At 36.3% G+C, this 25,186-nt stretch carries 16 protein-coding genes; 11 read left to right on the forward strand and 5 right to left on the reverse strand.

Features of this window, described 5'->3' with window-relative positions:
* Positions 1-185: 185 nt before the first annotated feature.
* The 4 genes from AC3RVG_RS08635 to AC3RVG_RS08650 form a co-directional block, all read right to left on the reverse strand.
* Positions 186-3,002, reverse strand: a complete 2,817-nt coding sequence (locus AC3RVG_RS08635) for an alpha-amylase family glycosyl hydrolase (RefSeq protein WP_489691050.1) — start codon at positions 3,000-3,002, stop codon at positions 186-188.
* Between the two features lie 97 nt (positions 3,003-3,099).
* Positions 3,100-4,194, reverse strand: coding sequence for a SusE domain-containing protein (locus AC3RVG_RS08640; RefSeq protein WP_489691051.1), 1,095 nt, complete (start codon positions 4,192-4,194; stop codon positions 3,100-3,102).
* Positions 4,195-4,211: 17 nt separating this feature from the next.
* Positions 4,212-5,807 (reverse strand): RagB/SusD family nutrient uptake outer membrane protein, encoded by a 1,596-nt coding sequence (locus tag AC3RVG_RS08645; RefSeq protein ID WP_489691052.1) that lies wholly within the window; start codon positions 5,805-5,807, stop codon positions 4,212-4,214.
* A gap of 12 nt (positions 5,808-5,819) precedes the next feature.
* Positions 5,820-8,732 carry a SusC/RagA family TonB-linked outer membrane protein gene (locus AC3RVG_RS08650; RefSeq protein WP_489691053.1) on the reverse strand — a complete coding sequence of 971 codons (2,913 nt, stop codon included), beginning with the start codon at positions 8,730-8,732 and terminating at the stop codon, positions 5,820-5,822.
* 254 nt (positions 8,733-8,986) lie between these two features.
* On the opposite strand from AC3RVG_RS08650, the gene AC3RVG_RS08655 reads away from it, so the two are divergent.
* The 11 genes from AC3RVG_RS08655 (at position 8,987) to pgi (ending at position 24,768) form a co-directional block, all read left to right on the forward strand.
* The gene (locus AC3RVG_RS08655; RefSeq protein ID WP_489691054.1) at positions 8,987-10,030 is read left to right on the forward strand and encodes a LacI family DNA-binding transcriptional regulator; all 1,044 of its coding nucleotides are present in this window, start codon (positions 8,987-8,989) and stop codon (positions 10,028-10,030) included.
* A 120-nt stretch (positions 10,031-10,150) separates the two neighbouring features.
* A complete protein-coding gene (locus AC3RVG_RS08660; RefSeq protein ID WP_489691055.1) occupies positions 10,151-11,665 on the forward strand; it encodes an MFS transporter in 1,515 nt (504 codons plus the stop codon).
* A complete protein-coding gene (gene pgmB / locus AC3RVG_RS08665; RefSeq protein ID WP_489691056.1) occupies positions 11,658-12,317 on the forward strand; it encodes a beta-phosphoglucomutase in 660 nt (219 codons plus the stop codon). Before AC3RVG_RS08660 ends, pgmB begins: the two co-directional genes overlap by 8 nt.
* A gap of 17 nt (positions 12,318-12,334) precedes the next feature.
* On the forward strand, positions 12,335-14,641 hold the full coding sequence (locus AC3RVG_RS08670) for a glycoside hydrolase family 65 protein (protein ID WP_489691057.1): 2,307 nt from the start codon (positions 12,335-12,337) through the stop codon (positions 14,639-14,641).
* Between the two features lie 2 nt (positions 14,642-14,643).
* The gene (locus tag AC3RVG_RS08675) at positions 14,644-16,488 is read left to right on the forward strand and encodes a glycoside hydrolase family 13 protein (protein WP_489691058.1); all 1,845 of its coding nucleotides are present in this window, start codon (positions 14,644-14,646) and stop codon (positions 16,486-16,488) included.
* An 8-nt stretch (positions 16,489-16,496) separates the two neighbouring features.
* On the forward strand, positions 16,497-18,761 hold the full coding sequence (locus AC3RVG_RS08680; protein ID WP_489691059.1) for an alpha-amylase family glycosyl hydrolase: 2,265 nt from the start codon (positions 16,497-16,499) through the stop codon (positions 18,759-18,761).
* Positions 18,762-18,771: 10 nt separating this feature from the next.
* On the forward strand, positions 18,772-20,211 hold the full coding sequence (locus AC3RVG_RS08685; RefSeq protein ID WP_489691060.1) for an alpha-amylase family glycosyl hydrolase: 1,440 nt from the start codon (positions 18,772-18,774) through the stop codon (positions 20,209-20,211).
* A 104-nt stretch (positions 20,212-20,315) separates the two neighbouring features.
* A complete protein-coding gene (gene pfkA / locus AC3RVG_RS08690; RefSeq protein ID WP_489691061.1) occupies positions 20,316-21,302 on the forward strand; it encodes a 6-phosphofructokinase in 987 nt (328 codons plus the stop codon).
* Positions 21,303-21,317: 15 nt separating this feature from the next.
* Positions 21,318-22,313, forward strand: coding sequence for a type I glyceraldehyde-3-phosphate dehydrogenase (gene gap, locus AC3RVG_RS08695; protein WP_489691062.1), 996 nt, complete (start codon positions 21,318-21,320; stop codon positions 22,311-22,313).
* Between the two features lie 3 nt (positions 22,314-22,316).
* Positions 22,317-23,180, forward strand: coding sequence for a BadF/BadG/BcrA/BcrD ATPase family protein (locus AC3RVG_RS08700; RefSeq protein WP_489691063.1), 864 nt, complete (start codon positions 22,317-22,319; stop codon positions 23,178-23,180).
* Between the two features lie 22 nt (positions 23,181-23,202).
* Entirely contained in the window at positions 23,203-24,768 is a 1,566-nt protein-coding gene (gene pgi / locus AC3RVG_RS08705; protein ID WP_489691064.1) for a glucose-6-phosphate isomerase, read from the forward strand.
* 17 nt (positions 24,769-24,785) lie between these two features.
* On the opposite strand, the gene AC3RVG_RS08710 is transcribed toward pgi, so the two are convergent.
* A complete protein-coding gene (locus AC3RVG_RS08710) occupies positions 24,786-25,127 on the reverse strand; it encodes a Kazal-type serine protease inhibitor family protein (protein WP_489691065.1) in 342 nt (113 codons plus the stop codon).
* Positions 25,128-25,186 lie beyond the last annotated feature (59 nt).

Below are 25,186 nucleotides of genomic sequence, written 5' to 3' on the forward strand. Positions count from 1 at the left end.
CAAGAATCCCAGCCTATTGGCTGGGATTCTAAAACAAACCTAACTTAGTAAACTTTAAAGTGCACTAAGAATATTTTCTATCCCCACAAAAAATATTGCCTTGTGCATTATCCACTAATTCTATAGTTCAAATATAAGACAGGATAAATTCCTACGCTATACGTACTAACACGTATATTTAATCATTAATCTTTAATAAATTTTAATTGGTATAAGCTATTATTATGCTTCGCTTTTATAATGTAAACGCCATTTGAAAAGTGCTCCACATTAATCTCGTCGCCTTTTTTATAAAGCTCTTTTTGCAGAATTAATTTTCCTGTAATATCAAAAATGGAAAATGCATCTATATCTTTATTAAATTTTATTGAATGACTTGATGGGTTGGGGTAAGTGTAAAATTCTTCAACAGAAAATTCTGGAACAGACAAAACTGAAAATTCATTAGCATAAACAAAGTATTCTCCAGGCTGAAGCGTAATTGGCGTATTGACATTGTTAACCGTTATTTCTGAATCATCTATTAAATTAAACCAACTGCCGGTTTCCTGAAAAGCAGGAACAATATCTTGTGGGATGATATTAAAGTTACCCAAAACGGTTATATACTTAATTTCACTTCCGGTGGCAGAAGCATCAGTAATTTGAATTTTTTTAAGTCCGTTTGTGTTTGAAACATCCATTGTAAAATCGGCGCTTCTAAAAATTGGTTCTGCCTTTTTTAACCGAATAAGTTTGGCCCATACAGCTCTTATATCGTTTCGGTCAGCATTTGTGTGATAATTGATATTCCAAGGTATTGGCTTAGGATCTACTCGACAATCTGGATTATTGGTTCCATTTTGGCAATAGTTTATGCTAAAATCATATCCTAATTCTCCAAATTGCCACAACATTTTTGGTCCCGGTACTGTAAAGAAAAAAGCACCGCCCAATTCCATACGATCCATAGCGGTTTCAAAATCTTTCACATTGTAATTGGCATTGCCGTTTCCGTATTCTAGATTTTTGAAATTTAATCTTTCTTCATCATGACTTTCCATATATCCTACTGCAGAAGGAGTTGACCAGCCTCGATTTTGATATGATATTCCAGAAAAATTTGAATTCTGGTTATATCCCATAGTGGCTTCATTATAATTGTAATTATGATTGCTCCACACCATCATTCCCGGCTCATCGGGGTCTCCCGTGGCTCTATGGTTAATGAGTTCTGTTTCTTCAGAATTGGGCGCAAAATGTTCTAAAATGGTGTATGCAGTAGGATCCACGGCGCGAATTTGATTATACATACGTTCTAATATTGCAATACGTGAAGCGTCATAACTACCGCCATCGCCAACGGTGTTTGTAAACCCTTTCGTAAAGTCGAATCTGTATCCGTCTATATTGAATTCAGTTAACCAATATTCGTTCAATTGATCAATATAATGCTGTGTGGCAGTAGATTCGTGGTCTATATCATTAAAAAATTGAAATGACGTATTTGGATCTGTAACATTAAAAAATGGATTTTCAGGCGTTGCCGCACCTTGATAACATCCGTTACAATCGTTCCACATTCTATAATATGGGTTTTGGCCAGTTGCGTGATTATAAACAACATCAAGAATTACCGCAATTCCGCGTGCATGACAAGCATCAACAAGTGCTTTTAAACGGTTTTTTGTTCCGTAGTATTTATCAGAAGCCATATGAAAACCTGGGTTATAGCCCCAGCTAATGTTTCCGTCAAATTCATTTACAGGCAATAACTCAATAGCGTTTATTCCCATAAATTGTAAATAGTCAAGTCTGTTGATGATTGCATCGTAGCTATGGTCTTCGTCGAAATCACGAATTAGAAGTTCATAGATTACTAAATTGTCTTGGGGAGGTCTTTGAAAATCATTTATTTGCCAATTGTAAGGCGTTTCATTTACTTTAAACCAACTTATTGCAAATTGAGTTTTTCCGGATGGATAGGATGGAATATCGGGGAATGTATCCTCATCAATATACGCATCGTCGTTTTCATCTAAAACATACGTAGAGTAGGGGTCTGCAATTGTTATTTGACCATCAACTACATATTGAAAAAGAACGTTGTTATCGCCAGTATTTAAGCCTGTAAGTTTGATCCAAAATCTATTTTGCGAAACATCTTTTTTCAGAAGAAATGTATTGGAAAGTCTCCAATCATTACTGTTGAAATTTCCAATTACGTGTACAAAGTTTTTGTTTGGAGCATAAAGCACCAAAGTTGCTTCATCTGGATTGTTTGGATTTAAATTTATACCATCTTTCATCCCTGCTGGTACCGAAGCTGTTTGGGTATTTGGAGTGAGGATTACATTAAATGTTTTGGTTACGGACGTACCAGAAACTGGGTCCGTAGCTATAAGTTCAAAAAAAGTATCTTGATTTATTGTGCGATTGGTGTTGAAGTTGGTAACGTTATTTTGTGTGAAAACGGAGGTTCCATTAGCCAATAAATTAAAGTTTGCAGCAATATTTGCAGTTGCAGAAACCGAAATAGAACTTCCAGAATTTACAATTGTATTATGTTGTGCGGGACTGTTTAGAGTAACCTGTAATGTACCAACCTCAGCATAATAATCTTGAGTTTTACGTTCTCCATTTCCAATATCAGTTGCATTTTTGGCCTTTGCCAATATTCCTATGCGTCCAATATCTGGGTCTCCATAAAACGTAGCAGGGGTAAGGGTATAGGAGAATGTTCCATTCCCGTTATTCGTGAATTTCTGACTTTCACTGGAATTGTCCCAACTTCCATTGGTTGGCGAATCCCCAGCTTGGTTGTCGTTAAGATCATAATACCAAGCCCATAGATAGATATCGTTTACACCCCATAATGCAGGATCTATGTTTGAAACCGTTATGGTAATTTGATCTGAAGAATCAAAAAATGAAGGATCTATTGAAAAAGTCGCATTCTGAATTTGAGCATTTACCTGTAATGCAGTACACAACAGTAAAATTCTAACTAATATATTTTTCATAACAAGAAATATTAAATTAAAAAAGGAGGGGTTTTAATACACCCTCCTTTTTTACTTAGAAAACAAAATTAACACTGATTTTTAAGTTTAGATTTTTCTATTGAAGCTCCAAAGTGTATGTATATTGTCTTGGGTTGCTTAAATCTAAGGTAATAAGGTAAGTACCTGATGCAGGAACACCAATGTTATCACCACCAAACTCTAAGCTTCCGTCAGCTCCAGTGTCACCCATATTTAAATCCCATGCATCGTTTGCGCGGAATTTCATACCATTATCTGTTGGCACTTGCTCGGTTAATTCAAGAATAAGAGTCCATAGACCAGTGGCTTGATCGTATACCATATCTGTATCGCTATCCCATCCTGTTGGAGTTGCGTTACCAATAACGCCCCAGTTAGTTAAGGTAGCATTGTAAGTTAAATCTGCGGTATTCGCTTTCATCAAATAATATCCTGAAGGTGAAGTACAGTTTGATTCATCTGTTTCAACTAAAACACCTGTAAATGTACCATCATCGCCCCAGTCAGTATTGCCCCACATAAAGTTACCATCTGCGTCTGGAGCCAAAAATTTGTACTCACCATCTAACCAGACAAAACCTTCATAATTTGTCGCTCCTGTTGCAGAAGCAGCCATATGAGGTGCAGTTGGTGGATCCCAACCTTGGTGGTTTCCAGGAACAGCAATCATTGGTAGCATTGGACCTTGATCATCGGTTGCTTCTGACCATTCTAAATTGATAGCTTGTACACTAGAAAAGTTTTCCATCCCGCCAGCTCCAATATATGCACGAACACGTACATATACAGTCCCTGTGTTTGGATTATCAGTTAATGGGTCGTTATCCATACCAATTGCAGTTGCATAGCCTAACATATCACCAATAGTAATTGCATATTCTGAAACAGTAGTAGATCCTTCGGTTTCAAAAATTTCGAAATCTACGGTTGTAGACCATTCAAAATCATAACTAACATTTGTAGGTTCGCCAAAATCTGAAGATTCCCAAGTAAAACGCTCACCGATATTAGTAGCAGTTCCTTCGGTTAGTATATATTTTGAAAGCACATTATTTGTAAAAATAACTCCTTCTGTTTCTTGAGCCACAAATACCACATCGTCTTCCGTTTCGCAAGAACTTATTGAGAGTAATGTGATTCCTAAAAGTAAAAATATTGAAAGTTTTTTCATTTCTTAAATTTTATAAATTAATAGCCAGGATTTTGAACTAAATTTGGGTTAACACTTAAATCGGTATCGGGTAGGGGCATTAGGTCACGAAAAGCTCCAGTTGTTGTTCCTTGAGGAACATTTCCTTTAAAAGGCCATACTCCGTGATCTGAAAATTGGTCGAAACGAATAAGATCTGTTCTTCTATGCGCTTCCCAGTGAAGCTCTCTCGATCTTTCTGCTAAAACAAAATTCATTGTTAAGTCAGATACGCCAATGTTTCCACTAGTATCTCCGTATGCGCGTAGTCTAAGTTGGTTAATATATTCTACCGCGGTTGAAGTGCTTCCACCGCCACCATTAATAACTGCTTCAGCATACATTAAGTAAACATCTGCCAAACGGAACATAGTGAAATCTGTATCTGGATGATCGTTTGGATCTGATCCCGGATTGCCATTTACATCTACATTTTTGAATTTTTCAACAGCATAGCCATCTTGAAAATTTGCAATGTTGTTTATTTCTTTAGATTGATTTTCTGTAAAGAATCGAGCTCTGCCATCAGCAGAATTTTCTTCGCCAGGAAATTGTTCTACAAAGGTAGAGGTGGTTCTAATTCCAGCCCATCCACCATTAATGCCGAATAAAGCAGGATTCATATCGCCACCCACGGCAGCGTGTATTAGGAATGTCATTCCACCAAACGATTTTGTTCTAAGACCATCAAAAGGAACTACAAAAATTGATTCGGCTTGGGCGCCATTACTATTATTATCTGCTAAAAATAAATTTTCATAAGGTATTGGTGCAATACTGTAACCAGCTCCAATAACTTTGTTGCAATACGTTAAAGCGTCAACCATACGGTCATTACCTGTGTAGACTTCAGAATTCAAATATACTTTAGCCAATAATGTCCAAAGTGCACCTCTATCTGCTCTTCCGTATTCATTTTGTTTTGCAGGAATCATGCTGGCTTCTATATCTAGAAGTTCAGTTTCTACATAATTAAACAAATCTGACCGCTGAATTTGAGGAGGTAAAAAGGCTCCAACAGCATCGTTTTCGGTTACAAATGGTGGGTTTCCGTAAAGATCCATAAAGTGCCAGTAACTTAAAGCTCTCATAAAACGAGCTTCAGCTCTATAGGTTTGAATCTCTGCGCGTAACTCGCTACTCACACCTCGACTGTCTAATAAATCTGGAGTTGTCTGTCTTAAAAATTCGTTGCAGAGCGCAACTTGATACGCAATACGAGCATACATTGTTCTGATGAATTCATTACCAGAAGTCCAGTTTTGTCCGTGAAGGTCACGAATAGTACCGTCGTTCCAGCCCATTACAGCTTCATCTGTAGTAAGCTCCTGCATCATCCAATAAAGTCTAACATAGTTTGAAAAACCTTCGTCAAGACCTTCCAAATCTGGTTGGCCGGCAGGCCCTTCTTGTCCGCTAAGTGAAAGACCAGCATATATTTTTGCTAGAAAAGCCTTATAGGAAGCGGGATCGTTAAAAGCATTGTCAGACGTATTTCTACCATCTTCGGGGGCAAGATCTAAATTTTTGCTACAAGACACAAAAACAAGTGTGGCAAAAAGGAAGAATAAAGCCTTTTTTAAATTGTTGTACATAGTTATTGTTTATTAATATGTGAAATTAAATCCAAGAACAAAACCACGAGGTCTTGGGTAAAAGTTATTATCTATCCCGCTAGAAATTTCAGGATCTAAGCCGTCGTATTCAGTAATAGTAAAAACATTAGTTACTGTTGCCGTAGTTCTTAATGTTATTTTTTCGAATGGAATTGTATATGCGATCGAAATATTATCCATTTTTACGAAATCAGCTCTTTTAATATAATAATCTGAAAAGTACTGCGCATCGTCAAAATTTGAATCAAGAACACTAGTGCTACCATTTTCAAATACATTACCAGCAGATTCAAAGAATTTTCTGTAATATCCAGTACTTGATTTTACGTTGTCGTATACATAGTTTCCTAGTCCACTTCGTAAAGTAAAACTAAAATCAAACTTTTTATAACTCATACTAGATGTAAATCCAAGATAAACATCTGGAGTTGCTTTTTTATAAGCTTGCTTGTCTGCTTCTGTAATTTGATTATCACCATTTACATCTACGTAAGCACCTTCAATTGGGTTTCCAGCATTGTCATAAACTTGACGAAAAACAAAAAAAGTAGTTGGATCATATCCCGGTTTCCAAAGTTGGATTTTATTACCCACCCCACCACTAATTGTTCCTTGCGGAATAAAGTAGTCTGGGTCGCCACTCAAATTAAGTTTTGTTATTTCAACTTCCTGTAAGGTAGCATTTGCATTTACATCCCATTGAAAAGTTTTTGAGTTAACTAGTGCCACATCAATACCTAATTCAAGACCACGGCTTTCTAATTCACCTACATTGGTGGTTAAAAAGTCTGAAAGGTTAGATCCTGCAGCGGTAGGAATACGTGCCAATAAATCTTTGGTTTGTTTGTAATAACCATCAACACTAAAATTTAATCTATCGTTGAAAAAACCAAAATCCAATCCTGCATTATATTGTGTAGTTTCTTCCCACTTCAAATTTTCATCAAACTCTTCTGGTCGAAGTGTATTGTAAAATTCATCTCCAAATTGAACACTAGCAGAATTTAAACCTGGGGTATATATACCAAGATAGCCATAATTCTGACCAATTTCTTGATTACCTGTTATACCATAACCACCGCGAACCTTTAAAGTGGAAAACGTGCTACTGTCTTTCATAAAGCTCTCGTTATTAATTTTCCAACCTACAGAAACGGCAGGAAAGTTACCCCAACGATTGTCTTCACTAAAACGTGATGAACCATCCCGTCTGTAGCTAGCAGAAATCAAGTATTTATCTAGAATATTAAAACTGGCTCTTCCAAAATAAGACTCCAAACTGTTTCTGTCAATAACGGTAGGTCTTGTTACTAGAATTCCTTGTTCTGTTTGTTGTCTATCAGATTGAATATAGAATTCTTGATAGGTATGCCCTCCGGTTAAATCATATTCAGTGCTAATTGCCGAAATAGTATTCTTATAATTTAAGAGTAAATCTAAATTGGTATTTCGGTTAAAACCTGTATAAAAGTTTTTATAGGTTCCGAATTCTTGAGAAGCTGAAGTACCGAGTATATATTGTTGTCCATCAATTTCAGAATAATCAAAACCTGCGTTAGAAATAAACCTAAGTTCTGGCAAAAATGGAAAACGATAATCAACATTTAAGTTTGAAATATTTCTTTTATTACGCGCTTTATTTTGATTTTGTTTCAAAAGTGCCACAGGGTTTCTAGGAGCCAATTTAATTGGATCGCCATTTGGTTGCGTGTATTCAAAGTATCCATCAAATGGACTGTTTGCATCGTAGATTGGCTGAGTTGGGTCAAAATTAGTAGCTGCTCCAATTGCACCATTATCTGCATACGTATTATCATCAAAACTACCGATGGACGTAAGTCTCAATTTTAAACTATTATCAAGCAAACTACCGTCAAGATTTAAAGTAATGGCGTTACGAGTATATAAATCTGTTAGCAACACACCTTGTTTATTGGTATTGTTATAATTTACTCGATATGAAAAGTTTTTGAAACCTTGTGAAAGTGTAAGGTTATGTATTCCGCCATTGGCAGTTCTGTAAATTTCATCTTGCCAATCTGTATTGCTATTTCCTAATTTTGTAGCATCTTGAGCAGGATTATCTGCAATTAATTTTCGAAAATCATCTGCGTTAAAAACAGACACTTGGTCTGTTATCTGGTCTGCAGAAAATTGGAAGCCGTATTCAACCTTTAAAGGAGCTCCTTTTTTTCCAGATTTTGTAGTAATAAGGATTACCCCATTTGACGCTCTTGAACCATAAATAGCAGTAGCAGATGCATCCTTTAAAATAACAAAGTTTTCAATTTCGTTAGGGTTAATAGAGTTAAGTTGATTTCTAACACCTTGTACTCCTCTTTGATCTAATGGAATACCATCAACCACAATTAAAGGCGAATTGTTTGCGGAAAGCGATGAACCACCACGAATCCTAATTTCGGAACCTTCACCGGGCGCACCACCGCTAGTGGTAATACGTACACCGGCAGATTTTCCCGAAAGAAGTTGGTCTGGCGAAACAATAGATCCTTTATTGAAATCTTCTGCACTTACTTTCTGAACAGCACCGGTAGCGTCCTGTTTTTTTGTAGAACCGTAACCAATTAAAACTACTTCGTCCAGTATAGATGTGTCTTCTTGCATACCAATACTTATAGTTGGCTGACCAGTATATGTTACCTCCTGAGGTGTGTAACCTATATAGGAATATGTTAAAACTGCGCCAGTAGTAAGACCTTTGATAGTATATTTTCCATCAAAATCGGTCGTTACCCCATTTGTTGTTCCTTTTACAATAACATTTACACCTGGTATCGGTAAGTTAGACGTGCCGTCTGAGACCGTTCCCGATACACTTTGGGCAATAGCCGCCAAAGGAAAGAGTATAAGAAGGAATAATAAACTTTGTATGATTTTTTTCATTTTAGCTTAAATTGTTAATTTAGAATGATTTATAAGATTATATTTTTACTTCCTGCTCCAAATTTAACAGAAAATACATCATATCATAACGTTTCTTTAACACTTGGGCTTACGAAAACGTTTTCGTGTTGATAAGTTTATCTTATTTAACATTATTCGCATTCTAAAGGCTCTTTTTTGAGGGATTAAAAATTCTAAAGCAGCAATTTTAAATATTCTTTAATACCTTTAGAACTAATAATTGATACCAAAACGTGCAGAAATTAACCCTTAAAAAGATTGCTAAAGAGCTAGATGTTTCAGTTTCAACTGTTTCAAAAGCGCTTCGTGATAATCCTGAAATAAGTAACAATACCCGTCAAAAAATTAAAGCCTTCGCTAAGCTTTACAATTTCAAGCCAAACAACATCGCGCTCAGCTTAAAAAACCGAAAAACAAAAACTATTGGGGTTATTATCCCTGAAATTGTTCACCACTTTTTCACCACTGTAATTAGTGGAATTGAGAAAGTTGCAAATGAGCGCGGTTACAATGTTATTATTGGTCTTTCAAACGAATCGTTTACGAAAGAAGTGATTAACATGGAAATGCTTGCCAATGGTAGTATTGATGGCTTTATTTTGAGTGTTTCAAAGGAAACACAGCGTTTGAAAGATTACCATCACCTTACCGAGACAATAGATCAAGGGATGCCAATAGTTATGTTTGATCGAACGATTAGTGAAGTAAAATGCGACAAAGTGATTGTGGATGATGTGGAAGCTGCTCGTAAAGCTGTGCTGAAATTGCTAGATATGCAGTGTAAAAACATTGGAATAATAACTACACAAGACCACGTAAATGTTGGAAAGCTTCGCACCAGCGGCTATGAAAATGCGTTGCAAGAAAGAAATATTCCGATGAATCAAAATTTCATTTTAAAACTTTCTGATGATGTGAATGACGAAAATCAAATGGAAGCTTTGGAAAGAGAAGTGGGGCGGTTTTTATCTGAAAATCCACAACTTGACGGAATTTTTGCTGTGAATGAAATTTATGCCATTACCGCAATGAATGTAGCTAGGAAATTAGGTAAAGAAATTCCGAAATCTCTTAAAGTAATTGGTTTTACAGATGGTCTATTATCTAAATATTCCAATCCAAGTCTAAGTACGGTTAGTCAACACGGAAAAGAATTGGGTGAAAAATCTGCTCATTTGCTCATCAATAGAATTGAAAATGAAGACGTTGAAAACGATTTTGAGACTGTAATTATTGAAACAGAATTAATAGAAAGAGAATCAACTTCTAAAATTTAACGTTCGCATATATAAAAATTTATATATTTACACCCTTAGACTATCGAGACTATATTTTTACTTCCCATAAAAATGTTTTGATAAGTCGCAGTGCTTATCGAAAGACCAAAAGTTATCGATATGCAAAAACCTAAATTAAGTTTTTGGGAAATCTGGAACATGAGTTTCGGTTTCTTGGGCATCCAATTTGGCTTCGCCCTTCAAAATGCTAATACTTCAAGAATATTTGAAACACTGGGCGCGAGCTTGGACCAAATTCCAATTCTTTGGATTGCGGCTCCTGTTACAGGTCTAGTTGTTCAACCTATTATTGGGTATTTTAGTGACCGAACGTGGACACGTTTGGGAAGAAGGCGACCTTACTTTCTTGTTGGTGCCATACTTTCATCTATTGCACTTTTTATAATGCCGAATTCTCCCACACTTTGGATTGCGGCAGGTACTTTATGGATTATGGATGCGTCCATAAATATTTCTATGGAGCCATTTCGTGCTTTTGTGGGTGATAATTTACCAGAACGCCAACGCACTTTAGGTTTTGCCATGCAGAGCTTTTTTATTGGGGTTGGAGCCGTTGTGGGATCTTTATTGCCTTATGTCTTCACTAATTGGATTGGTTTGGATAATACGGCGCCCGAAGGCATTATTCCGCCATCGGTAAAATGGTCGTTTTATGTGGGTGGAATTGTTTTTCTCTTTGCAGTACTTTGGACGGTCTTTAAAAGCAAAGAATACACACCCGAACAATTAGAAGCATTTGAACATTCTAAAATGGCTTCAAAACAGGCTGTTTTAGAAGGTGTTGAATTGGAGGAAAATATAAAAAAACAATTTTTAATTGGTTTAACCTTTCTGATTGTAGGTTTAGGGGCTACAACTTTTCTTTATCTAGAAAACTTAGACAAAACACTCTACATCCTCTTTATAGGTTTAATAGTAGCGGGTATCCTTTTTATTATTGTTTCGCAACTTCGGAAGCAAAAAACACGAAATGGTTTTACCATAATTATAACAGATTTATTGAACATGCCAAAGACGATGCAACAATTGGCTTGGGTACAGTTTTTTTCGTGGTTTGCACTTTTCAGCATGTGGATTTATACCACTCAGGCGGTTACAGGCCACGTTTTTGGCACGCATGATACTACTTCAAAAATATATAACGACGCAGCAGATTGGGTGCCGGTTATGTTTACCGTGTACAACGGTGTTGCAGCGGCCGTAGCATTTTTGCTACCAGTTTTGGCAGCAAGAACAAGTAATAAATTCACCCATTTATTTGCACTTTGTATGGGTGGTTTAGGCCTAATTTCAATTTACTTTTTAAGCGATAAAGTTGGTCTTTTACTAGCAATGGTAGGAGTTGGTATTGCTTGGGCAAGTATCTTATCTATTCCATATGCTATGCTTTCGGGATCGCTTCCGGCTGCCAAAATGGGCTATTATATGGGTGTCTTTAATTTTTTCGTGGTAATTCCACAAATTGTTGCAGCAACCATCCTTGGTTTTATTGTCAAAAACCTTTTTAATAGTGAACCAATATATGCACTTATTATAGGCGGCTTTTCTATGATACTTGCAGGAATACTAACGCTTCGCGTAAAAACTCAAAAACGAATAAATATAAATGAATAATCAAAAAGGCTTCATATTTGACCTTGACGGTGTTATTGTAGATACTGCAAAATACCATTACCTAGCTTGGAAAAAATTGGCAGATAGTCAAAATATTCCTTTTTCAGAAGTGGAAAATGAACAGTTAAAAGGCGTTAGTAGGATTGCCTCGTTAGAGAAAATTCTTTCGTTGGGAAATATCGTTTTATCTGAAACCGATTTTGATAGGGTAATGGCTGAAAAGAATCAAGATTACCTCGATTATATTTCAAAAATGGATGATTCTGAAATTTTACCAGATGTGGTAAAAGTTTTGAATTATTTGAAGGAAAATAATCAATCATTGGCACTCGGTTCGGCAAGTAAAAACGCTCGGGCAATTCTTGAAAAGGTGAATCTTTTGGATGCTTTTAAAGTAATTGTAGACGGTACTAATGTTTCAAAAGCAAAACCTGATCCCGAAGTGTTTTTAAATGCGGCGAAACATTTAAATATTGAACCCAAAGACTGTATTGTTTTTGAAGATTCGCTGGCTGGTATAGAGGCTGCAAATATTGCAGGAATGATAAGTATTGGTATTGGAGAAAAAGAAATCTTAAAAGAAGCAGATTACGTTTTCAGAAATTTTACTGAAATGGATTCCACTTTTTTGAAACAATTAATTGAACGTTAAAAGAATTTAGAATTATAATGAATCAAGATTATATAAAACCAAGCAATTGGTCAATAATTGAGGAAGGTTTTGATAAAACCCGAGTACAATCGTCCGAAAGTCTTTTCAGTCTTGGCAATGGTGTCATGGGTCAGCGTGCTAATTTTGAAGAGGATTATTCTGGCCCCAGTTTTCAAGGAAGTTATATCGCGGGGGTTTATTATCCTGATAAAACCCGAGTGGGTTGGTGGAAAAACGGCTATCCAGAATATTTTGCCAAAGTATTGAATGCGCCTAATTGGATAGGTATTTCGGTAAAAATAAATGGTGAAACTTTAGATATTAATAAATGTAAATCTATCTCAAACTTCCGTCGTGAAATGAATATGAAAGAGGGCTTTTACCTGCGCTCTTTTAATGCGACCCTTCAAAATGGAGTGGAAATTAAGGTTGAAAGTACCAGAATACTTTCATTAGATTTTGATGAATTAGGAATTATCAATTATGAAATTGTTCCGCTGAATGAAGATGTCGAAATTATTTTTGAACCCTATTTGGATGCTGGTATAACTAATCAGGATACCAATTGGAATGATAAATTTTGGGATACTTTACAAATTTCTACAGAAAATAATTGCGCTTTTATTAGATCGCGAACAATGAAAACAGATTTCAATATCTCTACGTTTATGGGGTCTAAATTGTTTCTGAATTCAAAGGAAATTGATGCCAATCCGTTGAAGCAACAAACTGACAAAAAAGTTGCATATCAATATAGAGTTAAGGTTAGCGAAGGTGAAACTGCTGTTCTTCAAAAATATGCTGGATATACCGTTTCGTTATATCATGATAATGAAAATCTAAATAAAGTAGCTAAAGAAATTATCGCCAAAGGGATGTCTCTCGGGTTTTCAAAATTGAAAGAACTTCAAAAAGAAGCTTGGGCGAAAATCTGGCACATGGCAGATATTGAGATTATAGGCGATATAAAGGCGCAACAAGGAATTCGATTCAATATTTTTCAGTTAAATCAAACCTATTTAGGGAAGGATTCCCGACTAAATATTGGTCCAAAAGGCTTCACTGGCGAGAAATACGGCGGAAGCACTTATTGGGATACAGAAGCTTATTGCATCCCTTTTTATATGGCAACCAAAAATTATAGTGTAGCCAAAAATTTATTGGCGTATCGTTACCGCCATTTAGAAAAAGCCATTGAAAACGCTGCAAAGCTAGGTTTTACAAATGGTGCGGCTCTTTACCCAATGGTAACTATGAATGGTGAGGAGAGTCATAATGAGTGGGAAATAACTTTTGAGGAAATCCATAGAAACGGCGCAATTGCTTTTGCTATTTTCAATTATCACCGCTTTACAGGCGATTTTGAATATATAGCCCAAAAAGGTATTGAGGTATTGATTGGTATTGCCCGCTTTTGGTTTCAGCGCGCAACTTTTTCAAAAGAGAAAAACAAGTTTGTAATTTTGGGAGTTACTGGCCCGAATGAATATGAAAATAATATAAATAATAACTGGTACACAAATTATATTGCTGCGTGGTGTATTAAATATACGCTAGAGAATATTCAAATTTTGGAAAAGGAATATGATAGCGATTATGTTCGTGTTTTGAACAAAACAAAGCTTTCAAAAGCTGAGCTTTCAAAGTGGAAAGAGGTTTCGGAAAACTTGTATTTCCCTTATTCAGAAAAGCTCGATGTTTATTTACAACAGGATGGTTTTTTGGATAAAGAACTAAAGCCAGTTTCAGAGCTTAGCGATGCAGAAAGACCTATAAACCAAAAATGGTCTTGGGACAGAATTTTACGTTCACCCTATATAAAACAGGCCGATGTGTTGCAAGGATTTTACTTTTTCGAAGATCATTTTTCAACAGAAGAACTTAAAAAGAATTTCGATTATTATGAACCTTTAACCGTTCATGAATCATCACTATCGCCTTGTGTACATAGTATTTTGGCTGCAAAACTGGGCAGGATGGAACAGGCGTATCAGTTCTATTTGCGAACGTCTAGATTAGATCTTGATGATTATAATAAGGAAGTTCACGAAGGCTGTCATATTACGAGTATGGCTGGAACTTGGATGAGTATTGTTGAAGGTTTTGGCGGAATGCGTGTTGTGGATGGAACACTTTCCTTCACTCCTCAAATTCCAAAACAGTGGGAAAAGTATAAGTTCAAAATAAATTTTCGAGGTAATATTATAACAGTTTGTGTATCGCACACGGCCCATAAATTTACCTTAGAAGGAGATTCTGAATTGCAAATTTTCGTTAATGAAAAGCCCATTGTCATATTACCAAATACAGAAATAACTGTTTAATTATGAAGTATTATTTAAGTGCTATAATTTTATTTTTCACCATAAATCTATTGGCGCAAACTCCAAAAGTGGAGCCTCCATTTTGGTGGAGTGGTATGAAAAACAGTGAACTTGAACTTCTTTGTTATGCAAAAAACATTCAAAACTTTGAAGTTTCGGTTGAAGGCCTAAAAATTCTAAGAATTGAGAAAGTTGAAAACCCTAACTATGTTTTTATTACGGTTGATACTAAAAATGTAACTCCTGGAATATTTCAATTAAAATTTCAAAAAAACGGTAAAACTCAATTTTCCTATAAATATGAGTTGAAACAACGCGAGAATAATTCTGCCCAACGTAAAGGTTTTGATGCTTCTGATGCAATTTATCTTTTAATGCCCGATCGTTTTGCCAACGGAAATCCAGAGAATGATTCTGTAAAAGAAATGGCAGAAAAAGCAGACCGAAGCAATCCCGGCGGACGACACGGTGGCGACATTAAAGGAATTATTGACAATTTGGATTACCTCGAAGACTTAGGTGTTACTGCGCTTTGGAGTACGCCCATGTTGGAGGACAATGAGCCCACATATAGCTACCATACCTACGCTCAGAGCGATTTCTATAAAATTGATCCGCGTTACGGAAGCAATGCCGATTATAAAAAATTGGCGGACGAAATGCATAAAAGAGACATGAAATTAATTATGGATTACGTAACCAACCATTGGGGTAGCAAGCATTGGATTGTTCAAGATTTGCCTTCCAAAGATTGGCTTCACTATTGGCCTGAAGGGGAAAATGGTTTCAAACGCAGTAATTATCATATGAGTACGCAATTCGATTTAAATGCTTCTAAAATAGATGCTGTTAATTGTATGAATGGCTGGTTTGATGTAACCATGCCGGATATGAATCAGGCTAATCCTTTGCTTCAAAAATATATGATTCAAAACGCGATTTGGTGGATTGAATTTGCTGGTTTGGATGGGCTTCGTGTTGATACATTTTCATATAACGACAAAGACGGAATCGCAAATTGGACTCAGGCAATTATGGACGAATACCCAAATTTCAATATTGTTGGTGAAGTTTGGATGCATAACCAAGCGCAGATTGCTTATTGGCAAAAGGATAGTAAAATCGCGGCTTTACAGGATTACAACTCAAATTTACCTTCAGTAATGGATTTTACGTTGCACGATGGAATTATGACTATGTTTTCTGAAAATGAAGGTTGGGATACGGGTATGCAACGTGCCTATGACAACTTTACCAACGATTTTTTATATCCAAACATCAATAATGTTTTAGTGTTTGCGGGCAATCACGATACGGAACGGATTAATCAAATTTATAAGGAAGATATCGCCAAATATAAGTTGGCGATGACGCTTATTTTAACCGTTCGCGGAATCCCGCAATTATACTACGGCGATGAAATAGGAATGACAGGAACTCGCGAAAAAGGCGATGGAGATATCCGTAAAGATTTTCCGGGTGGCTGGGCAGTTGATGCTCAAAACGCATTTAAAAAAGAAGGAAGAACTGAAACTCAAAATGAGTATTACAATTTTTTAAAAAAGGTTCTCAACTGGCGAAAGTCGAAAAGTGTGATGCACACTGGCAAATATCTTCATTATCTGCCGCAAGAAAATGTTTACGTCTATTTTCGATATAATGATTCAGAAACCGTGATGGTTGTTTTAAATAATTCAGATCAACCAAAATCAATTGCGCCAGAAAGATTTTCTGAAGGATTGAAGGGCTCTAAAACGGGCAGAGATATTATTTCTGACAAAGAAATTTCCTTAGCAACACAAATTACAATTCCAGCAAAAACTTCAATGATTATTGAAATCAAATAATGATTACTATGAAAAACATCCTCTTTTTTGGCATTCTTTTTCTTTCGATTATTTCCTGTAACAAGAAGGAAGAAAATAACAATTGGAAGGCATCGGTTATAAAAGGAACTGCTACTCCAATGTATTTGAAAAATGCTGAAGACACCCTTTTGTTATCTGATTACTTTCTGAAAGTTTCTGAAATCGATTCAGTGGAAAGCAACAATTTTTTAAAATTTGAACTTCAAAAGGAGAACAATTTATTGAAAATTCAAACTGCAGATTCCACACCGTATGCTTCAAATATTCGTATTTGGGTTAAAGGAGTTGCCAATGATATTCCTATTTTTAAAAGTGAAAAGCAAACGGTTGCTATTACAATTCCAGATAATGAAAAAAGGTATTCAGATTTAAAAATTAAGGGTGAATTCAATAGCTGGCAACCTATTGAAATGAAGTATTCCGATGGTAATTGGAAATTTGAAACCACCGTTTCCGGCGGCGATTATCAATATATTATAATTAATAACGGCAAGGAAATGCCCGATCCGGCAAATTCGAAAACTACATCGAATGGAATGGGAGGCACAAATTCTTTGCTTTCCATACCAACAAACGAAGCTGAATTAGCGGTACTTGAAACTAAAAAAGTTACTGAAAACGGATTTTCATTTTCTTCAACAAAACCGCTTACTAATGTTTTGGTTTATTTGGATAATGTTTTGCTTTCTTCCGAAAATGTAAAGAGTGAAGGAGATTCCTATTCGGTGAAAATTCCCAAAACTGGAAACAAACGAGATTATGTTCGGGTTTATGGGGCCAATTCATTTGGAAGAACGAACGATTTATTAATTCCACTTGAAGACGGAAAAGTAATTACAGATGCTTCAAAATTAACCCGAACCGATTTTCATTCTCAAATAATGTATTTTTTAATGGTAGATCGTTTCCGTGACGGAGATCCTGAAAACACCAAAAAAGTAGTTAACGATAGCATTTTGCCAAAAGCGAACTATTACGGCGGTGATTTGCAGGGCGTTTTAGATAAAATTAATGAAGGTTATTTTACCGATCTCGGTATCAATACAATTTGGCTTTCGCCAATTACCCAAAACCCAGAAGGAGCTTACGGTCTTTGGCCAGATCCGCTCACAAAATTTTCCGGATATCACGGTTATTGGCCTACGAGCAGTTCTAAAATTGATTACCGTTTTGGAGATGAAGCGCTTTTCAAAGTACTAATTGCAGCCGCCCACGAAAAAGGGTTGAATGTAATTTTAGACTATGTTGCAAACCACGTTCACAAAGAACATCCGCTTTACAAAGAGCACCCAGATTGGGCTACTGAGTTGTATTTGCCAGATGGAACATTGAATACTGAGCGCTGGGACGACCACCGATTAACTACTTGGTTTGATACTTTTATGCCAACTTTAGATTTCAGTAAGCCTGAAGTTGTTGATAAAATGACAGATTCTGCGGCATTTTGGGTAACTAATTACGATTTAGATGGGTTCCGTCACGATGCCACAAAACACATTCAACTTGAATTTTGGCGAACTTTAACCCAAAAGGTAAAAGAGCGTACAGACAGACCTATTTTCCAAATAGGTGAAACTTACGGCAGCCCTGAATTGATAAGAAGTTATATAAATACAGGAATGCTAAATGCCCAATTCGACTTCAATTTGTATGATGCTTCTGTAAATGCATTTGCAACAGACGCGTCATTTGATAGGCTTTCAAATACTTTGCAACAAGGTTTAAAATATTATGGTTACCATAATGAAATGGGTAATATCACCGGAAATCAAGATCGAGCCCGATTTATTACCTACGCTTCTGGAGATTTACGTTTTGACGAAGATGCCAAAAAAGCTGGTTGGACCCGAGAGGTTAAAATGAGCGATACAACTGCTTATAATAAGTTGGCAATGCTGCAAGCTTTCAACCTTACAATTCCTGGAATTCCCTGTATTTATTACGGAGATGAATACGGAAGCATTGGCGCTGGCGATCCGGATAATAGAAAAATGATGAAGTTTGAAGGACTTGATTCCCACGAAAAAAATCTTAAAAAGAGAGTGGAAGAGTTGGTGAAACTACGCCGAAATTCAATGGCTTTGCAATACGGAAACACCGAAATTGTACGCGCCGACGAGAATATTATGATTATAAAAAGAAGCTATTTCGATGAAACGGTAACTATTATTTTTAATAAATCGAAAGCGGATTTCGTTTATGAAAACACTTCAGTTCCATTTAACGATTTCAAGATAATTCAAACCAAATAAAGTTCAATTGATGAAAAAAATAATTATAGCACTGGCAGTCATTTCGCTATTTGCAGCCTGTAAAAACGAAAACAAAAATATGAATGCTTCAACCGAAGCAATTGTAAAAGATAGTCTTCCGCCAATAAACGATTCGGTTTTGGAAAACGCCGTTATTTACGAAGCGAATATTAGGCAATATTCTGCTGAAGGAACTTTTAACGCCTTCACAAAGGACATTTCGAAACTGAAAGAATTAAATGTGAAGATAATTTGGTTGATGCCTATTTTTCCAATTTCGGAAACAAAAAGGAAAGCTACTGGCGGTGATTTTGCAAGCAAGATTGAAGATTCTGTGCAACGCAATAAAATGTTGGGCAGTTATTACGCCGTAACAGATTATACGAAAGTGAATCCCGAATTTGGAACGATGGAAGATTTACGCACTTTAATTGATACCGCACACGAAAATGGAATGTATGTAATTTTAGATTGGGTGCCAAATCATACGGGCTGGGATCATATTTGGATAAAAGAGCATCCAGAATATTACACGAAAAATTCTAAAGGTGAAATTACTGATCCGTTAAATGATGATGGTACTTCTGTGGGTTGGGAAGACGTTGCAGATCTGGACTACTCCAATGAAGGCTTACAAAAAGAAATGATTGAGGATATGGAATATTGGATCACCACCGAAAAAATTGACGGTTTTCGATGCGATGTTGCAGGCTCCGTGCCAACTGCATTTTGGGAGAAAGCTATTCCGCAACTTCGTTCCAAAAAAGATATTTTTATGTTAGCAGAAGCTTGGGAGCCCGAGCTTTTAAAAGAAAATTTATTCGATATGGCTTATGGGTGGGATTCACATCATGTTATGAATGAAATTGCGCAAGGCAAAAAAGATGTCTCTGCTTTTGATGCGTATATTAAAAAGCGCGATTCATTGTATGAAAAGGATGATATCTTGATGAATTTCATAACCAACCACGACGAAAATAGTTGGAACGGAACTGTAAAAGAACGAATGGGCAACGCCAGCGATGCGATGCTTGCTTTAACTTACACTATGCCCGGCATGCCTCTAATTTATAGCGGTCAAGAATATGATCTTAATCACAGACTTTTATTTTTTGAAAAAGACAGTATCCCAAAAACAAAAGGAAAAGCCTGGCCTTTACTTGAGAAATTAGGAAAACTTAAAGCTACCAAAGTCGCTTTGGAAGGTGGAAAAAATGCAGCTTCTTTTGAAAGAATAACAACTTCAAATGACGCCAATGTATTAGCTTTCCGAAGAAAAAAAGGTGAAAGTGAAATAATCTATTTAGCGAATTTATCAAAAGAACCTTTAAAATTTAAGCTAAATATTTCAGGAACATTTCAAAATTTAATAAGCAACGAAACCATCAATATGGCTAAGGATCAGGAATATTCATTTGCTCCTTGGGAATATTTAATATTAGAGAAATAATGGAAAAACCCAATCGCGGGCTTTTTTTATTAGTTATTAACCGAAAACGTTATAGTAATTTTTTAATATTGGAAGAATAATATTAAAAACTTAGCTTTACCACAATGAGCAAAACAATTAAGAAAATTGGCGTCCTTACTAGCGGTGGCGACGCTCCTGGAATGAATGCAGCAATAAGGGCTGTTGTGCGATCCTGCGCATACCATAAACTAGAATGTGTTGGTGTTTTTAGAGGATATGAAGGTTTAATGGAAGGTGATTTTAAATCGCTTGATGCTCGTTCGGTAAAAAACATTATTAATCGTGGCGGTACCTTTTTAAAATCTGCCCGATCTCAGGATTTCCGCACTCCAGAAGGTAGAAACAAAGCATTCAAAAATTTAAAAGAAGCAAATATTGACGCCCTCGTAGTTATTGGCGGCGATGGTACTTTTGCTGGAGCTTCAGTTTTTAAGGATGAATTTAATTATCCAATTGTAGGTATTCCCGGAACTATCGATAACGACATCCACGGAACTGACTTCACTATTGGTTATGATACCGCACTAAATACAGTCGTTGAGGCGATTGATAAAATTCGCGATACAGCAAATTCACACAACAGATTGTTTTTAGTAGAAGTAATGGGAAGGGATTCTGGCGATATCGCTCTAAATGCAGGTATTGGTGGAGGCGCAGAAGAGATACTTATCCCCGAGGAAAACATGGGAAGAGATCGTTTGGTTGAATCTTTGCACCGAAGTAAACTATCCGGCAAAACCTCAAGTATAATAGTCGTTTCTGAAGGGGATAAAATTGGTAAAAACATTTTTGAACTTGCAAAATACATTGAAGAAAACTTAGTGGGTTATGAAGTGCGAGTAACTGTATTAGGTCATATTCAACGAGGAGGTTCTCCCAGTTGTTACGATAGGGTATTAGCCAGCAGACTCGGCGTTGGTGCCGTAGACGCGCTTTTGCGTGGTGAGAATAATGTAATGATTGGTATTGTCCATAACAAAATTACTTCGGTATTGTTTACGGACACAGTAAAAACAAAACATAAAATAGATTTGGAATTAATTCGCGTTGCCGATATAATTTCAATTTAAAAAAGTGAAAATAGAATGACGAAAATTGGAATTAATGGCTTCGGCCGAATAGGAAGAATAGCTTTTAGAATTGCTTCTCAAAGAGAAAATATTGAAATAGTTGCTATAAACGATTTGTTAGATGTAGATCATCTTGCCTACCTTTTGAAATACGATTCCGTCCACGGAAAATTCGACGGAACGGTTAAAGTAAAAGATGGCCACCTACTTGTAAACGATAAAATAATCAGAGTTACCGCAGAAAAAAATCCCGAGAATCTTAAATGGGATGCTGTTGGAGCTGAAATAATAATAGACTGCACAGGAATTTTCATTGAAAAGGATAATGCCTCCGCACATTTAAAAGCTGGAGCAAAAAAAGTGGTTATTTCTGCACCTTCTAAAACGGCTCCTATGTTTGTAATGGGCGTGAACCACAATGAAGTTAAAGCTGAAGATACCATAGTTTCAAATGCGTCTTGTACTACAAATTGCTTGGCGCCATTGGCGAAAATAATCAACGATAACTTGGGCATTGTAGAAGCTTTAATGACAACTATTCACGCAACAACTGCTTCACAACTTACCGTTGATGGACCTTCGAAGAAAGATTTTCGTGGCGGCAGAAGTGCTTTGTCGAATATAATTCCGGCTGCAACCGGTGCGGCTAAAGCAGTAGGGAAGGTAATTCCTGAACTGGATGGAAAGTTAACTGGAATGGCTTTTAGAGTTCCTACTACAGATGTTTCCGTAGTAGATTTAACAGTTAGAACTGAGAAATCAGCAACCTATGAGGATATTAAAAAGTTATTTCAGGATGCTGCCAAAGGGCAATATAAAGGCATTGTAAACTACACCGAAGACGACGTTGTTTCACAAGATTTTGTGTCTGATCCGCATACCTGCACTTTTGATGCTGGCGCAAGCATTGCACTTAACAATAATTTCTTTAAGTTAGTGGCTTGGTATGATAATGAATATGGCTATTCTTCAAAATTGATTGATTTGGCTGCTCATGTCGCAAGCATATAATTTATGATTTTAATAGCAGACGGTGGCTCAACAAAGTGCGATTGGGTTTTGTTGGATTCTAAAGGCGAAGTAGTTTTAAAAACGAGAACCCTTGGTCTAAATCCAGCGGTAATTCCGCAAGAGGAACTATACATTCGTATTCGTGAAAATAATGATCTCCAAAGCATTTTCGAAAAAGTTGAGCAAGTAGATTTTTATGGCGCAGGTTGTGGCACAAAAACTCCAAATAAAATTTTAACCGATGCTATTGCTGAAATTTTCGTGAATGCCAAAGTATTGGTTCAAGAAGATACAGTTGCCGCGGTTTATGCTGCAACTTCCGAACCTGGTATTGTTTGTATTTTAGGTACTGGCAGTAATAGTTGTTATTTTGACGGTAAAGAAATACATACTACTGTAGCCTCGCTTGGCTATGTTTTAATGGACGAAGCAAGTGGAAATTACTTCGGAAAACGGTTAATTCGCGATTATTTTTACAATAAAATGCCCGCCCAATTGGTTAAAAGTTTTGAGAGTCGCTTTGATTTGGATCCCGATACCATAAAAATGAACCTATATAAAAAGCCGAACCCGAACACTTATTTGGCTTCTTTTGCTGAATTTATTTTCACTTCGGAAGAAGTAAACGGATATTTTTACAAACTCATCAGCGAAGGAATGCTGAAATTTATTGAATACAGAATTCTTTGTTTCAAAGAAGCTCAAAACGTGCCAATCCATTTTATTGGTTCCATTGCTCACTTTTCTGAAGATATTATCCGCGATTGTATGAAACCTTATCATCTGGAATTGGGTAATATTGTACGCAGACCGATTGACGGGTTGATAGATCATTACAAGAGAAAAATTGAAAATCCCAGTACGTAAATCTAAAATCTAGAAAAAGTAGATGTTTCCAAAAATAAATCCAACTAAAACTGAATCCTGGAAGAAGCTTGATGTCCATTTTCCTGAAATGGAAAATGTGAAAATGCAGCAACTTTTCACAGAAGATACCTTGCGTTCGGAACGGTTTTCAGTGGAATGGGAAGAATTTTACATCGATTTTTCAAAAAACAGAATTACACAAACCACCTTCGATTTGCTTTTACAATTGGCCGAAGAAGTAAAGCTGAAAGAAGCTATTGAAGCGCAATTTGCTGGTGAAAAAATAAACGGAACCGAGAATAGAGAGGTGCTTCATACGGCTCTTAGGGATTTCGACAATATGAAGCCAGAAGTGAAGGAAACCCTTCATAAAATGAAACTTTTTTCCGAAGAAATTATCAGCGGAAACCATAAAGGCTATACTGGAAAGGAAATTACAGATGTTGTAAATATTGGCATCGGTGGTAGCGATTTGGGTCCAGATATGGTTGTGGAATCGCTTCAATTCTACAAAAATCATTTAAACACTTATTTTATTTCCAATGTTGACGGCGACCATGTTCAAGAAATTTTAAAGAAAGTAAACCCAGAAACAACGTTATTTATAATTGTTTCAAAAACATTTACAACGCAGGAAACCCTTACGAATGCTAACACCGTTCGGGAATGGTTTTTGAAAAATGCTCCCGAAAAAGACATTGCAAAACATTTTGTTGCGGTTTCCACAAATCTTGAAGCAGTGGCAAATTTTGGAATTTCTAAAGAAAATATATTCCCAATGTGGGATTGGGTTGGCGGTCGTTTTTCACTATGGAGCGCTGTTGGTCTTTCCGTGTGTTGCGCTGTGGGATATTCAAATTTTGAGGATTTACTGAAAGGAGCAAATAAAATGGATCTTCATTTTAAGAATACTGAATTCAACGAAAATATTCCGGTACTCACTGCACTACTTTCGGTTTGGTACAATAATTTTTTTAAAGCTGAAACTGAGGCAATAATTCCGTATTCACAATATTTGACCAAGTTTGTGCCCTATCTTCAGCAAGCAATTATGGAAAGCAACGGCAAAAGTGTGGACCGAAATGGCGATTTTGTAAACTATCAAACAGGAAACATAATTTGGGGTAGCACAGGTACTAATGCGCAACACGCATTTTTTCAACTAACTCATCAGGGAACAAAGTTGATTCCGGCTGATTTTATTGTTTTTGCAGAATCACTTTATGGAAATGAAGACCACCAAAATAAATTATTGGCAAATTGTTTTGCACAAACTGAAGCCCTAATGCAGGGAACTTCTGGAAGCGAAGTAGAGAACAATTTTAAAGTTTTTGAAGGGAACCAACCAACTACAACCTTCCTAATAAAAAAACTCACCCCTAAAAACATGGGGAGTTTGATAGCACTCTATGAACACAAAATTTTTGTGCAAGGCGTTATTTGGAATATTTTCAGCTACGATCAATGGGGTGTTGAGCTAGGGAAAACGGTTGCAAAAGGAACATTAAATGCAATTGAAAACCATCAATTAGAAAACGTTGCAAATGCCTCTACAAAAAATCTTATTTCAAAATTGAATAAAAAATAAAGCAGCGGTTTTTTTGACTATTTGCAGTTTCCTTTAGTCCATTTTTTTATTCCTGCTCGCTCTGCTTCACAGCTATTACTGTAATTTTTATTATCGCATCCACAAACAGGATCGTATAAATCTGGACACGATATTTTGTAGGTTTTTGTGTTTTTTTCATAACAGTCCGTTCCCAAATCTTTTAGCGGAATGGAATCTGGAGCGTTTGGTTGTTCGTAACCTTCGGGTGCTTCTGGTGTTTGTGGAATTTCCACAGATTCAGTTTGTTGTTTTCTATCGTTGCAGCCTGAAAAACTAAACAGAAATAAACTTACAGTACACAACACGAAACAGATGAATAACTTGTTTTGACTTTTCATAATGAAGTATTTATAAAAGAACTATCAAGTTACAAAAATTAGCTTTTAGCTATAACTGC

Source organism: Aequorivita sp. IT1282 (assembly GCF_058068205.1).